A 12810-nucleotide genomic window follows, 5' to 3' on the forward strand; every position below is an offset into this window, starting at 1 on the left:
CAGGCGCCGACGCCTCAGCCGCCCGCCCAGCAGTCGCCCGCATCCCCGCCGTCCGCGCCGGGCGGAGCGCCGGCGACCAGCATGCCCGCCTGGCTCAATGGCTGAGGCACGGTCGGCAGCGCGGCGGCGGAGGTCAAACCGGCCTTCACCGCTGCCCGAAGCCCGGCGCGATCCTGCCGGGCCGATGACCCCGGATGAATGGCAGGCGCATGTGACGCGCGAGGCGGCGCTGGAGATCGGACGATGGCTCGAGGCCCGAGGAAGACTGCACGCCCCCATCGCAAGCCTCAGCCTCGGCGACCTCGAAGCCATGGCCAGCAACGCGATCTCGCGCTGGATCGTGCTGCAGTCCGAAAAGCTCCAGAGGGCGGGTTGGCCGCCCGAGGACCCGATCGCGACCTTCTTGCTCGGGTAGCGCTCTGCGCTGTCTGCGCCCGCGAGGCGCGCGGCTTCGGCTACTGCCACGGCCTCGGCTGGGATCGCCACCCCTATCACCGGTTCTGCTCGCGCCGCTGTCAGGACGCGGGCAGCGCCATCGCCCAAAGGAACAACGGCATGATCGACAAGACCGCGCGCGAGGCGCAGGCGATCCGCGATGCGCGGACGCTCTTCGCCGAAGCGCTCACCGACCTCGGGCTCATGGAGCCCTTCTTCCATCGCAGCGCCCAAGACATCGACCGCCTGATCGAGGCGGCCGTCACCGGCTACATCGACAGCATGCAGGACCAGGCTGCGCGCAAGGAGCGCACAGGCACGGCCCTCGACGACCCGATCCCATTTTAGGAGCGCGGCGATGATCGACCTGAACGACGACACCGCGTCCTGCAGCTGGAAGCACCTGCTCGAGGCGGCCACCGAAAACGCCGTCACCGATTTCGAGATCGAGTTCTGCGACAGCCTCCGCGAGAAGCTCGCGCGCCTCAGTGAGAGCGCCCGGCTGACGGACGCGCAGTTCCACAAACTGACCTGCATCGCGCAGGCCGGCGGCTTCTGGGAGCGCGAGCGATGATCGACCTCAACCATGGCTCGGGTTTCCTCTACGGCGCCGGCGCACCACGCCCGCCCATTGCCGAAGCCGTCTCCGCCGCCATCGACACGGCGCTGTCCGCGCGACACCGCGCCGAGCGTCCACGCACCTATGTCAGCTCCTCGGGTCTCGGCCGCGACTGCCTGCGCCAGATCCAGTACGACTTCCTCGCGGTGCCCAAGGACGAAGGCCAGGAGTTCGCGCCGCGCACGCTGCGCATCTTCGAGGCGGGCCATAGGGCCGAGGACATCGTCGCCGGCTGGTTCCGGATCGCCGGGTTCGACCTGCGGACTGAGCGCCCCGACGGCCGCCAGTTCGGGTTCGAAGCCCTCGGCGGACGCTTCAAGGGCCACATAGACGGCTGCTTCGTCTCGGGCCCCGTCGCGATGGACTATCCCGCGCTCTGGGAGAACAAGGCGCTCGGCGCGGCCAGCTGGAAGGACGTGGTCAAGCGCGGCGTCAGCCTCGCACGGCCGGTCTACGCGGCCCAGATCGCCCTTTATCAGGCCTACATGGAGCTGCCGGCCCCGGCGCTCTTCACCGCACTGAACCGCGACACGATGGAGCTGCACGCCGAGCTCGTGCCCTTCGACGCGCACCTCGCGCAGGAGATGTCGGATCGCGCCGTCGCCGTGGTGCGGGCCTCCGAGGCCGGGGCATGGCTGCCGCGGGCCGCGGCCGAACCCACCGCAGTCCACTGCCGCGGCGGCATGGCGGCCGGCAAGTGGCACGCGCCCTGCGCATGGGCGGGTCGATGCTGGGGAGAGCCGCGATGATCCCCGATGCGTATGAGCTCAAACGGATCGTGCGCGCGCGTCGCGAGCGGTTCTGGATGCCGGATCTGCTCGACGGGTTCGAGTTTGCGCCTGTCTGGCGCTTCGCCGATCAGGAGAGGTTCGACTCCGACGAGGTCGATGCGCTGGCTCGTCGCCTGGCGGCCGGTCCCCAGCGCCTCCCGCACCCCGATACGATCTTCGAGCTGCGCGATCGTGGACCACAGATCCGCAGCCAGATCGTGTACGCGAGGCAGCGCCCTGACGGCATAGAGGCTCTCTGGCTTTCCCTTTGGCGCTCCCCGCGGCGATGGACGGACGTCCATGCCTACGTGTGGATCGCGGACGGCGGTGTCGCCGAGTTCGCCGCCAATCCGGCGCTTGAGGACGTGGAGGTGGCGGAGCAGTGCGGTCAAGCCGCGGCTGCCATCGTCTGGCGCGGCCTCGCGATACTCTCCCAGGCTGCGGACGTCCGGGAGCGCGAGGTGCCCTCGACGCGGCGCAAGCCTTTCGCGCGCGCCGGGGTCCAGGGGTGGGTCTGGCGCCAGGTCGCCATCGATCCGGCGCGTCTGCGCGCAGCGACGCCGCCTCAGGGCGGCAGTCACGCCAGCCCACGCTGGCATATCCGACGCGGTCACTGGCGGCAGCTCGCCGACGGGCGCCGGGTCTTCGTCCGCCAGTGCGAGGTGGGCGATCCAACCCGCGGTGGGATCGTCAAGGATTACGCAGTGGAGATGCCCCAGCCATGACCGAGTTCACCCCATCCGCCACCCAGGCCGCCGCGATCCGCGAGATCAAGGAGTGGTTCGAGACCCGAACCGAGCAGCAGCAGGTATTCCGCCTCTTCGGCTATGCCGGGTCGGGCAAGAGCACCGTCCTGAAGTTCGCGCTCGACGAGCTCGGCCTCTCGCCCCACCGCAGCGCGAAGGACGGCCGCTGCGTGCCCGGCGTCGTGACCGCCACGTTCACCGGCAAGGCCGCGCTGGTGCTGACCCGCAAGGGCACGCCGGCGCGCACCATCCACAGCCTGATCTACTCGGTGATCGAGGCGACCGAGGAGGAAATCGAGGAAGCCGCGAGGAAGATCGCGCTGGCCGAACGCGACGCCCGCCGGCTGACCGGGTTCGCGCGCACCACGGCCGATGCCGCGATCGAGGCGATGCGCCAGGGGCTCTCGGCCATGAAGCATCCGCGCTTCGCCCTGAATCCGCAGAGCGACGCGGCCGACGCCCGGCTCATCGTGCTCGACGAGGTGTCGATGGTTGGCGAGGAGATGGCGCGCGACCTGATGAGCTTCGGCAAGCCGATCCTCGTGCTCGGGGATCCCGGCCAGCTGCCGCCGATCCGGGGCGAAGGCGCCTTCACCCGCGACGAGCCGGACGTGATGCTGACCGAGATCCACCGCCAGGCGGCCGAGAGCGCGATCATCCGCCTCGCCACCATGGCGCGCGAGGGCCGGCCCATAGGCTTCGGCGTCTACGACGATCATGTCGCAAAGCTCCGCAAGGGCGACATCACGCCGGAACAGGCGCTGCGCGGCGGCCAACTGATCTGCGGGCTGAACGCCACGCGGCTGCAGATCAACAATGCCATGCGCGCGGCTGCGGGGCTCGGTGGGACCTGGCTGCCCACGGGGCCGGCCGAGAAGATCATCTGCCTGAAGAACCAGAACGATCTGGGGCTGATCAACGGGATGTTCGTGACGCTCGAGGACATCGTCGACGAGGGCAGCCTCTACTTCTCCGCCGTCGTCCATGACGAGGACGGGCGCCACATCGGCGAGCCCTATGAGGACGGGCGCCCGGGCCGGCTGCGCATCTACAAGGGGCATTTCGAGGATCACGTCGCCTACGACGACAAGCGCCATGACCGCGACTACAAGGAGAAGCGCCTGCTGACCGAGGCGACCTTCGGCTGGGCGATCACCGCGCACAAGGCGCAAGGGTCGCAGTGGGAGAACGTGATCGTCTGGGACGACGGGCTGGGCCGCAACGAGATCGACCGGCGCCGCTGGCTCTACACCGCGATCACTCGGGCCGAGCGCGGTCTCGTCCTTCTGGCCTGAGGGGCGCGATGATCGACCTCAACGACATCGCGGTCCCGAAGACGCGGCATGATCTCGCGGCGGTAAAGGAGCGGCTCGCCTGCACCGCGGCCGACTGGCTGCCGGGACTCTTCCCCGAGGCCCGGCTTGCGCGGGACCGCCGATCGTTGCGCTGCGCAGACCTCTCCGGGCGCCCGCCGCGCAAGGAGGGCTCCTGCACCATCCATCTCGACGGGCCCTATGCCGGGTGGGGCTTCGACTACGCCACCGGGGAGCGGGCCGGTCCCATCGACCTGATCGCCCAGGCGACAGGGCTCTGCGACGGCGCGCTCTTCGACGAGGCGGCGCGGCTCGCGGGGATGGATCATCCCGCGCCGCGGCCCACTCTGGCGTCCCCCGTCCGCGCGCGCCCGGACCACTCTGCCGAGATTGCGCGCCTCGTCGACGGGGCTGTGCCGCTCGCCGGCACGCCGGGCGAGACCTACCTGCGCGCCCGCGGCTTGTCGGATCCCGGATCGCCCGACCTGCTGTTCCACCCCGACCTTCCGGACTTCGACAGTTGCCGCGGCTGGCCCGGCCTGATCGCGATCCTGCGGCTGCCGGACGGGGAGCGCGCGCCGGGCATCCACCGCACCTTCCTGCTCGACGACGGCAGCGCCAAGGCGCCCACGGGCAAGAAGATGCTCGGCAGCGTGAAGGATGCCGTGGTCCGGCTGTTCCCGATGCCGGAGGACGGCCACATCGGCATCGCCGAGGGCATCGAGACGGCGCTCGCCGCGCACGCGCTCTTCGGCACGTCGGTCTGGGCGGCGCTGTCAGCCGACGGTCTGGCGCGGTTCCAGTGGCCCGAGGGCACCCGGCGCGTCACCATCTATGCCGATGCCGGAGACGCCGGCCGCCAGGCGTCCGCGACGCTTTCGGATCGCCTGAACCGGGCTGACATCCCGAACGAGATCGTCGCGCCGCTTCATGGCGACGACTTCAACGACGATCTTCTGCGCGGCGCCCGCGCCGAGGATTACACGCGCGACGCGGGCACTACAGTGGAGCCGCAGGCCGCGGATCCGGTTGAGCCGGAGACGGCCACGCCCATCGTCGCAACCTCCGACGATCCCGCGACCCTGATCGCCGCGGCCGAGGCGCTGACCAATCCGCCCGAGTTCGAAGCCCTGTCCACGCTGCTCGGGCGCATCGCGCTTGCAAAGCTCGATCCTCTGCCCGAACGGCAGGTCCTCGCACGGATCAAGTCCGCGACCGGCATTGGCATATCGGTCCTGACCCAACAACTGGCCGAGCTTCGCCGCCGCGTGAACGCCACCGGCGCTCCGCACGCGCCGATCCCGAAGCCCGCCTGGTTCAGGCGCCTGCGGCTTGACCTCGCTGGTGCGCCCGAGCGCAACGAAGCCAACGTCATCGTCGCGCTGACCTCCGATCCGGCCTTTGCCGGCGTGCTCGCCTTCGATGAGTTCGGGCAGGAGATCGTAGTGCGCCAGCCGCTGCCGTGGGACGCCGGAATCGCCTCCCTCCCGCGCCCCTGGGAGGATGCCGACGACATCCGCACCGCCGAATGGCTGCAGCTTCGTGGGATCAACGTGGCGCCGGTGGTCGTGAGCCGCGCCGTCGGCGCCGTCGCCCGCGAGCTGCGCATCCATCCCGTCCGCGACTGGCTCGACACCGTGACATGGGACGGCACGCCCCGGATCGAGACTTGGACCAGCGCCTATCTCGGCGCCGAGCCCACGGCGTTCCATCACACCATCGGCGCGCTCTGGCTGATCTCGGCCGTCGCCCGCATCTACCGCCCCGGCGTGAAAGCCGACCACATGCTGATCCTCGAGGGGCCGCAGGGCGCGCGCAAATCCACCGCGCTCAAGGTGTTGTCCGGCGAGGCCTGGTTCACCGACGAGTTGCCCGAGCTCGGGTCCAAGGACGCGGCGCTACACATGCAGGGCGTCTGGATCGTGGAGATCGCCGAACTCGACGCGATCGGCCGCGCCGAGGTCTCGCGCATCAAGGCGTTCCTGACCCGCACCACCGACCGCTTCCGTCCGCCGTATGGGCGCTACACCGTCGAGGTTCCGCGCCAATGCGTGTTCGCCGGCACCGTGAACCCCGACACCTATCTGCGGGACGAGACCGGCAACCGCCGCTTCTGGCCGCTTCGCTGTGGGACCATCGACATTGCCGCGCTCGCCCGCGACCGGGACCAGCTCTGGGCCGAAGCCGTCCATCGCTTCCGCGCCGGCGCGATCTGGTGGATCGACGATCCGGCGCTCCTGGCCGAAGCCCGCGAGGAACAGGACCGCCGCTACCAGTCCGACGCCTGGGACGACCTGATCGAGCACTGGCTGACGCACGAGATCCGCACCGTCTCGGACGGCTTCCCCGACTATGGTAACTCCGGCACCGACAGCGTGCCGCGCCCGGAGCCGCTGAAGGATGTGTCGGTCGGCGAAATCCTCGAGGAGGCCGTCGGGCTCGAACCGGCGCGGTGGACGCGCGGGGATCAGATGCGCGTTTCGGCATACCTCAAGGCGAACGGCTGGGAGCGGTACCGACGCCGCGACGAGGGCGGGCGCGAGGCGCCGCGGGAGTGGCGTTATCGGCGATGATACATCGCCCAAGATTGTCTTTCTCCAGCTGTTCGGATCAAGTGTTGCGGCTGCCAATTTTCGTGCGAGCAATGCCGCTCGTCAGCCATGCGCCTGTCGTTTCAGAACAAGCTTTCTGCAGGCGAGATGTTGCTCGCCCCATCTCGTTGCGAATGCTTCGGACACTTCGAACCAGCTCCCATCGTTGCCGGCACCGTGGTTCGCCCCCATACATGAACACTGGCATTCATGACCCGTGGCGTTCAGGCAGGCTGGAGCGCATTTCTCCTGCTCGCGGTACGGCTGAATGATGTACAGTTCGCCATACCGCAGCAGCGCTCGTTCAACAAACCCGTTGAACCACGCTTTTGGCAGCTCCCAACATTTATGCTCATCCGACCATGTCGGTTTGCTTCGTCGGCCGTCCTGAAGCCATCGACGATTGTTCTCGCTATAAGGAAGTCGAGCCCGCAAGAGCTGACCTTTTCCTCCTCGTCGCAGCACCACGGGGCTCGTCTTCTGGTTCCAGACTGCCCTGAGGTGTTGATCCGTCTGACGGTTTCCCATGGCTTTCGAGTCATCCACGCTTAAGCCGACAATCAGGCCCGCGGCCGAATGCCTAGAGCCTGTCGGACTTCCTCATAGACGCGGATCGCTTCACCCGCTTCGACGGTGACGGCCAGCCCATAGCGGATCGACTGATCAAGAGCGCCGCCTTGCTCGCGGCAGAATACACGAAGTGCCAAGGTGTTGCCGTCAACGAACGCCACCGCTCGTTCGCCTGAATAGCGAACGTGAAACAAGGATCCACGGGGCACTGCCTTGTCGGACGGCTGGCCCGGCACCCTCTTGACGCCGAAACGTGTCTCGGGGTTTTCGGGGGCGATCTCGAGTTTGGCTCTTCGGTACGCTTGATGGCGGATATTGACCGGGGAGAACCACGCCAAAGAAACCGTAAGCGCTCGTGGCTCACGCACGCGCTCAAGGCTTGGCGGGAGTGGGATGCGGTACAAGGCTGCCTGCTCACCCGCGGGGATCTCGCCGTAGCCGACCATCGTCGCGCGATTTGTTGCACATTCCATGGCCTCCTGCACCGCAGGGCGGCCATAGCCGAGAAGGCGCGCGATGCCGTCCCGCCGAACGACATGCGTGCCTTGCCCTTGTGGTTGCCAGGTCTGATCGAGCAGGTCCCCAATACCTCCCCAACCAGCCCTGTGAACGAGCAGCGCTTTGACAATCACGCCGTAGAAGGACGGATCGACATCTTCCAAGAGATTGCCGTTGTCCGGATCAGAGAGGGCATCGAAGATCCTGTGTGCGGCCCTTGTCGCGAGGGCTGTCGCTGCACTGGTCCCCGAACTGTAGCCTTCGCGCGCAAGATCGCCTCCGGCGTCCGGGCTCGCACAGCGCAAGCCGTACAGCCGACCTGGTGGAACAGGTCGCAGACTCACGCCATTGCCACCATTCGATACGACGCGTACGAGCTCGCGCCCTCCGGGCATGAATAGGTCCGGCTTGACCACCTTTCGATGCCCCAGGCCAAGCGCCGACGTAATGTTTGGGCCAGGCTCAGTCGCGAATGGGGAGAAGACCGCAGCGCCATTCGCAGGAGGAGCGCCGTCCTCATGCCACGCGCCAACGGTGATGGCATTGAGCGCCTCTGCGGGAGACAAGAGAGTTCTTGTCGCCTGTTGCTCCGCGAGCGCTCGAAGAATGGCCGTTTCTCGAGCCTCGGCCGACGCGTTCTCGAATTCGATCAGTCCCGCGAAGTCCCGAACGGTGAGTGGTTCCGTCACATTGCCAGCGCTCACCATAAACAGAATGCCGAACCTCTCCGATAGGTAGTCGAGAAGCCTGCCCCATGGGCTCATGGGGCCAGAGAATGGGCGATTCCGATCACCGAGTGACAGATTGACGATGAAGACGCTGGGCGCAGTTGCTGCGCCCTCTGCGTCGCCTTCCTTCATTCGAAGTACGGCTCGGTACACTAGGTCGAGGAGGAGACGGTCACGCACAGGGCGTTCATTGCCTCCGCCGCCAGGCGCGTACAGGACAGGCCGAAAGTAGATCGGCCGTGGCAGCGGTTCCTCGTTAAGGTGGCGATCACCATGTAGGATCAGAGATGCCATCTCTGTTCCATGCTTGCGCTCTGCTACGATGCTCAGAGCGTCAAAATCGTCCGGGTCGTCCAGCAACAGCCGCCGTGCCAACAAAGCATGGTTCTGAACGGGCATCGCATCAAGGATTGCCGCAATCGGAGGAAGCTGTGGATCGGGATCGGTCGGCGGCGCGGGAAGTGCCTCGTCCAGTGCGTCGACCGCAACGGGAAACTCGACCGTCGATTGCGGTCGGACCATCATCACGTCGTCGCAGATCGCGAGGTTGACCTCCTCTCTGTCGATCAAGCGGCGGACTTCGGTAGCGGGTAAATCAACGAGACGACCGATGTATCCGATAGCTCCGATCTCTGACTGATCGACGATTATCCCTTTGGCCTCGGCAACCGCCCGCTCAAAACTTGCCTTCGCGGCTCTTCGCTTGGCGTCGGTTGCCGCGTACCACAGCTCTATCTCGACCCGGACAACAGCGTCGTCACCCTGTGCGGCTAGCTCCTCCTCAAGGTACTGTATTGTCTCGCTAGGTATGCGATCTTCGGGACCCCAAGCACGCAGAGCATGTAGGTGTTCGAAAACTTCGAACCATGGCGCGAAACCACGTGGTGCGGCTTGCCCGTTTTCGAAGAGCCGCCAGAGCGAGAGCAAGTGCCGCAGCGCCTGCACATCAGGCATTGCCAGGTAGAGACGGCCTGCGATTGGCTTATCGTCTCGGATTCCTGGGGCTCGGCCTTGGCGTGTCTCGCGTACCCCAAAGTCGTCATCCGGATCAAGAATGAGTTCTTCGTCGGCTAGAAATTCAAGTCCATCGATCCGGGCGACGGCAGCGCCGAAATCACCGATTGAACCTGCTACCTCAAATACCAATGCTCGCTCGGGTGCAATACCTGCGGGATCGTCACGAAGATCTACCGGGTCGCGACCCTGATCGAAGACATCGCGAAGTCGCTGAAACACCGGGTCCAGTCTTTCACGCTGTCTATCGCGTGACGGGGTTTGGATGCTTCCGCCGCCCCCGCCACCTCTCGGCCGCTTATCGCGAGCCGGTTTCGGTACCGGAAGAAGCGGAAACTCCGACATGCGACTTGTCCTTTTTGAAATCCGGGGCGGTGCGTGCTGCCCACAACTTGAGCCGCTCCTCGACGATCTTCTTTAGTGGTGTCTCTCCCATGGCCAAGACGTGGCGACGACGAACGTCGAGGCAGAATTCCTCTGCCTCCGCATAGCTGATTGAGCCGAGGGCCTTTGCGAGGGTGCTTGGTGCACGACCTAACGGCTCGTTCATCGCATCTGCGAAACGCTTGAAGTATGCAGCGAGCTCGGCCTGCGTCGGGGCTTTCAATGAAAGGCGCAACTGAAACCGGCGCCAGACAGCCCGGTCCAGAAGTTCGCTATGATTTGTGGCTGCAATTGCAACGGTGTAGCTCGGCAGATCATCCATCTGCATCAGCAGTGACGTGACGACACGTTTGATCTCACCGGTCTCATGCTCGTCTCCGCGCTCCTTGCCAACAGCGTCGAACTCATCAAAGAAAAGGACGCAGGGGGTGGTCCGGGCATAGTCAAAGACACGTTTCAGACGCGCCGCGGTTTCGCCGAGATAGCTCCCAATCATTGCCTCGTAGCGCACGACAAAGAATGGCAGTGCCAGCGACTCGGCTATCGCCTCCGCAAGAGACGTCTTGCCGTTGCCCGGAGGCCCCGAAAGCAGGATCCGGTGGCGCGGCTCGAGGGAATGCGAACGCAGAACCGACGCGCGCTGTTGCTCCTCGATCAGTTCCTGGCACGCGCGCAGGTTTAGGTCAGACAGAACCAGGTCCTCGATCCGTCTTTCCGGCGTCAGTTCAAGCAGAAATTCGCGATGTCGCGCCGTATTCTGGTTCAAGATGGCGGGCGCCTTTGGTGAGTGACCATTGCCGTTCACATGCATGGCCTCGGTCAAACGGTCAGCGAGGATATTGTGATTCTTGGCCTTCTCCTCAGCGATTATGGCTTCGGCAGCAGCACGCACGCTCCGAAAATCGCCGCTTGATCCGGCCTTCACGAGTGAAATCAGAAGATCACTTCTGGCCATCGTCTTCTTCCCGCCTCATCCCGTTACGGGCGCTTTGCCTCTCCCGGTCGAGCTTTTCAACGACGGCCTCAAGTATCCAGGTGTTCCGTGGAACGCGAACGGGTCTGCCGTTGCGCTCACGATCAATGTCGATCACGAGCTCTCGCGGCACCCGTACGGTGAGGGCCGCAACGTCTTCCTCCGTTGTCTTGAAACCTTTTCCCATGGCCGCATCCCTACCATACCCGAGCCCAACTGGCCATCAGATAGACAGCAGAGTGATGTCATGTCGATGGCGCCACTGTCACAGCCTGCCGGATGCACAACCCTGCGCAACTCCGCAACTGACCAGAGGATGCCGTGCAGCGCGCTGTCGTGCCTGTCCCAACCTCCCCGGTGGTCCCAACCCTGTCCCAACCTCCCGAGGGGGTTGGGGACACGAAAAGCCGTTCAAAAACAACGGTGTCCCCAACCTCACCCTGTGGTCCCAACCTTTTGCTACACATTCATGTGGGAGAACGGAAAAGGTCGGGAACATGTTTTTCTATACGAAAAGAGAAGGACCCCCGTTGGGGACACCGAGGTTGGGACCACATCCGGGCAAGTCATTGAGGTAAAAAGATAATGGGCTGTCCCAACCCCCTCGAAGGTTGGGACCACGCGTTCGGAGGTTGGGACCGGGACGGGCACCGCGTCGATCTTCGCCGGCCGCGCCGTCCCTGGTCGTTTTCGCTTTGGCCGAGGACCGCCGGATGCTAAATCTTGCAGTGACCGAAGCCGAAGGCCCACAGTTTGTGAGCCTTCACGATGAACACACCGATCCCCGCGCAGGACATCCGCCCGGAACCGGGCGCGATCAGCCGGTCCTGCATCGTCGCCCTCGATCTCGGTACGAAGACCGGCTGGGCGCTCCGCAGCCATGGCGGACTGATCACCAGCGGCACGGTCAGCTTCCGGCCCGGACGCTTCGACGGCGGCGGCATGCGCTACCTGCGTTTCAGCAACTGGCTGACAGAACTCGACCGACTGTCGGGGCCCATTGCCGCGATCTGGTTCGAAGAGGTGAGAGCCCACAGGGGCGTGGAGGCGAGCCACGTTTATGGCGGGCTGATGGCCACGCTGACGGCATGGGCGGAGCTGCGCGGCGTGCCATACGAGGGCGTCGCCGTTGGATCGATCAAGCGCCACGCCACCGGCAAGGGCAACGCGCCCAAGGAGGCGATGATCGCCGCGGCGCGAGCACGAGGGTTTTCGCCCGCCGACGACAACGAGGCCGACGCCATCGCGATCCTCCATTGGGCGCTCGAGACGAACGGGGGCCTGGGATGAGGTGGTATCCGAAAGGCTACGGCGGCACGCGCCGGGATCCCGACCAGGTGAAGCGCGATGGCTGGCATGACGAAGGCGTGCTCGCCGTCTCCGTCGACGACGACCGGCTGACCTGGCCGGAGCGCGAGCTGGTGCGTCAGCTCGCGGAGAAGCTCTACGGGCCACGTGCGGGCGCCCGGGAGGCGGCGAATGGCTGAGTGGACGCCCACCATGGTCGAGGACCGGCTCGAGAGCGCGGCCGACGTGTTCCGGTCGCTGCCCGAGGTGAAGCCGCAGGGCTACTTCAACGCCTGGCCGGAGTACCTCCATAGCTTCGCCGACCAGGTCGGCCAGGAGCCACGAACCCGCCGGCCGAAGCCCGGTCCTCGTGACATCACATTGGCCGAGGATGCTCTGCTATGGCTGCGCTGGCTCGATCCCGCAGATGCCCGCCTGCTCTGGCTGCGAGCGAACCGCAAGCCGTGGAAGCCGATCTGCTGGGAGCTGGGCATCAGCCGCGCCACCGCGAACCGGCGCTGGCAGTACGGGATCGCGGTCATCGTCTGGCGCTTGAACGGGAAGCAGGTGCCGAGGAAGCGGTCGATGGAGTTCGTGGTGGCGCAGGCGGCGCACTGAGTGTGTCAAGGCTCGACAGTCGCGTGAGACAATTTCCTGCGAGACACCGGACGGCGAGACGGATCGCCCCGCTGACGCTATCCATGACGATATACTCGGGGTCGTGCGCTCGGGCGAACCGACGCTCGTCCTGAGGTGGACACCGGGGCTGGCTTCCGGGGTCCAGCCGGGGTCCAGGCTGTCAAGCCTTTGTTTTCCGGTTCCTCTCATGTTCGTTTGTCAAGTTTTTCGCGCGAGGCGATGACCCGGCGCCGTCTTCGCTGC

General features: G+C 65.8%; 13 protein-coding genes. 10 read left to right on the forward strand and 3 right to left on the reverse strand.

What is annotated here, in order from left to right:
* Nucleotides 1-184 precede the first annotated feature (184 nt).
* From DDE13_RS20510 to DDE13_RS20540, 7 genes are all read left to right on the forward strand, one after another.
* On the forward strand, nucleotides 185-415 hold the full coding sequence (locus DDE13_RS20510; RefSeq protein ID WP_093359960.1) for a hypothetical protein: 231 nt from the start codon (nucleotides 185-187) through the stop codon (nucleotides 413-415).
* Nucleotides 416-555: 140 nt separating this feature from the next.
* Complete coding sequence (locus DDE13_RS20515) at nucleotides 556-783, forward strand: DUF6511 domain-containing protein (protein WP_111406087.1); 228 nt, start codon at nucleotides 556-558, stop codon at nucleotides 781-783.
* A gap of 10 nt (nucleotides 784-793) precedes the next feature.
* Nucleotides 794-1009 carry a hypothetical protein gene (locus tag DDE13_RS20520; RefSeq protein WP_111406088.1) on the forward strand — a complete coding sequence of 72 codons (216 nt, stop codon included), beginning with the start codon at nucleotides 794-796 and terminating at the stop codon, nucleotides 1007-1009.
* Nucleotides 1006-1803, forward strand: a complete 798-nt coding sequence (locus DDE13_RS23485) for a hypothetical protein (RefSeq protein WP_111406089.1) — start codon at nucleotides 1006-1008, stop codon at nucleotides 1801-1803. Before DDE13_RS20520 ends, DDE13_RS23485 begins: the two co-directional genes overlap by 4 nt.
* Nucleotides 1800-2549, forward strand: a complete 750-nt coding sequence (locus DDE13_RS20530; protein WP_162631133.1) for a hypothetical protein — start codon at nucleotides 1800-1802, stop codon at nucleotides 2547-2549. The genes DDE13_RS23485 and DDE13_RS20530 overlap by 4 nt, the downstream gene beginning before the upstream one ends.
* Nucleotides 2546-3865, forward strand: coding sequence for an ATP-dependent DNA helicase (locus DDE13_RS20535; protein WP_111406091.1), 1320 nt, complete (start codon nucleotides 2546-2548; stop codon nucleotides 3863-3865). Before DDE13_RS20530 ends, DDE13_RS20535 begins: the two co-directional genes overlap by 4 nt.
* Before the next feature lie 8 nt (nucleotides 3866-3873).
* On the forward strand, nucleotides 3874-6456 hold the full coding sequence (locus DDE13_RS20540; RefSeq protein ID WP_111406092.1) for a VapE domain-containing protein: 2583 nt from the start codon (nucleotides 3874-3876) through the stop codon (nucleotides 6454-6456).
* 578 nt (nucleotides 6457-7034) lie between these two features.
* Here DDE13_RS20540 and DDE13_RS20550 read toward each other — a convergent pair.
* From DDE13_RS20550 to DDE13_RS20560, 3 genes are all read right to left on the reverse strand, one after another.
* Nucleotides 7035-9506, reverse strand: coding sequence for a S8 family serine peptidase (locus tag DDE13_RS20550; protein ID WP_162631134.1), 2472 nt, complete (start codon nucleotides 9504-9506; stop codon nucleotides 7035-7037).
* Nucleotides 9507-9582: 76 nt separating this feature from the next.
* A complete protein-coding gene (locus DDE13_RS20555; protein ID WP_111406095.1) occupies nucleotides 9583-10623 on the reverse strand; it encodes an AAA family ATPase in 1041 nt (346 codons plus the stop codon).
* Nucleotides 10610-10828 (reverse strand): hypothetical protein, encoded by a 219-nt coding sequence (locus tag DDE13_RS20560; RefSeq protein WP_111406096.1) that lies wholly within the window; start codon nucleotides 10826-10828, stop codon nucleotides 10610-10612. The genes DDE13_RS20555 and DDE13_RS20560 overlap by 14 nt, the downstream gene beginning before the upstream one ends.
* Before the next feature lie 581 nt (nucleotides 10829-11409).
* On the opposite strand from DDE13_RS20560, the gene DDE13_RS20565 reads away from it, so the two are divergent.
* The 3 genes from DDE13_RS20565 to DDE13_RS20575 are packed head-to-tail and all read left to right on the forward strand — an operon-like array spanning nucleotide 11410 to nucleotide 12546.
* Entirely contained in the window at nucleotides 11410-11931 is a 522-nt protein-coding gene (locus tag DDE13_RS20565) for a crossover junction endodeoxyribonuclease RuvC (RefSeq protein ID WP_111406097.1), read from the forward strand.
* The gene (locus DDE13_RS20570; RefSeq protein ID WP_111406098.1) at nucleotides 11928-12128 is read left to right on the forward strand and encodes a hypothetical protein; all 201 of its coding nucleotides are present in this window, start codon (nucleotides 11928-11930) and stop codon (nucleotides 12126-12128) included. Before DDE13_RS20565 ends, DDE13_RS20570 begins: the two co-directional genes overlap by 4 nt.
* The gene (locus DDE13_RS20575) at nucleotides 12121-12546 is read left to right on the forward strand and encodes a DUF6362 family protein (RefSeq protein ID WP_111406099.1); all 426 of its coding nucleotides are present in this window, start codon (nucleotides 12121-12123) and stop codon (nucleotides 12544-12546) included. Before DDE13_RS20570 ends, DDE13_RS20575 begins: the two co-directional genes overlap by 8 nt.
* Nucleotides 12547-12810: the final 264 nt, after the last annotated feature.

The organism is Meridianimarinicoccus zhengii (assembly GCF_003254465.1).
Lineage (GTDB): Bacteria > Pseudomonadota > Alphaproteobacteria > Rhodobacterales > Rhodobacteraceae > Meridianimarinicoccus > Meridianimarinicoccus zhengii.

Excerpts from the sequence above, each read along its gene's own strand:
- DDE13_RS20510 (WP_093359960.1), top strand. The coding sequence starts at position 185 with ATGACCCCGGATGAATGGCAGGCGCATGTGACGCGCGAGGCGGCGCTG.
- DDE13_RS20515 (WP_111406087.1), top strand. The coding sequence starts at position 556 with ATGATCGACAAGACCGCGCGCGAGGCGCAGGCGATCCGCGATGCGCGG.
- DDE13_RS20520 (WP_111406088.1), top strand. The coding sequence starts at position 794 with ATGATCGACCTGAACGACGACACCGCGTCCTGCAGCTGGAAGCACCTG.
- DDE13_RS23485 (WP_111406089.1), top strand. The coding sequence starts at position 1,006 with ATGATCGACCTCAACCATGGCTCGGGTTTCCTCTACGGCGCCGGCGCA.
- DDE13_RS20530 (WP_162631133.1), top strand. The coding sequence starts at position 1,800 with ATGATCCCCGATGCGTATGAGCTCAAACGGATCGTGCGCGCGCGTCGC.
- DDE13_RS20535 (WP_111406091.1), top strand. The coding sequence starts at position 2,546 with ATGACCGAGTTCACCCCATCCGCCACCCAGGCCGCCGCGATCCGCGAG.
- DDE13_RS20540 (WP_111406092.1), top strand. The coding sequence starts at position 3,874 with ATGATCGACCTCAACGACATCGCGGTCCCGAAGACGCGGCATGATCTC.
- DDE13_RS20555 (WP_111406095.1), bottom strand. The coding sequence starts at position 10,623 with ATGGCCAGAAGTGATCTTCTGATTTCACTCGTGAAGGCCGGATCAAGC.
- DDE13_RS20560 (WP_111406096.1), bottom strand. The coding sequence starts at position 10,828 with ATGGGAAAAGGTTTCAAGACAACGGAGGAAGACGTTGCGGCCCTCACC.
- DDE13_RS20565 (WP_111406097.1), top strand. The coding sequence starts at position 11,410 with ATGAACACACCGATCCCCGCGCAGGACATCCGCCCGGAACCGGGCGCG.
- DDE13_RS20570 (WP_111406098.1), top strand. The coding sequence starts at position 11,928 with ATGAGGTGGTATCCGAAAGGCTACGGCGGCACGCGCCGGGATCCCGAC.
- DDE13_RS20575 (WP_111406099.1), top strand. The coding sequence starts at position 12,121 with ATGGCTGAGTGGACGCCCACCATGGTCGAGGACCGGCTCGAGAGCGCG.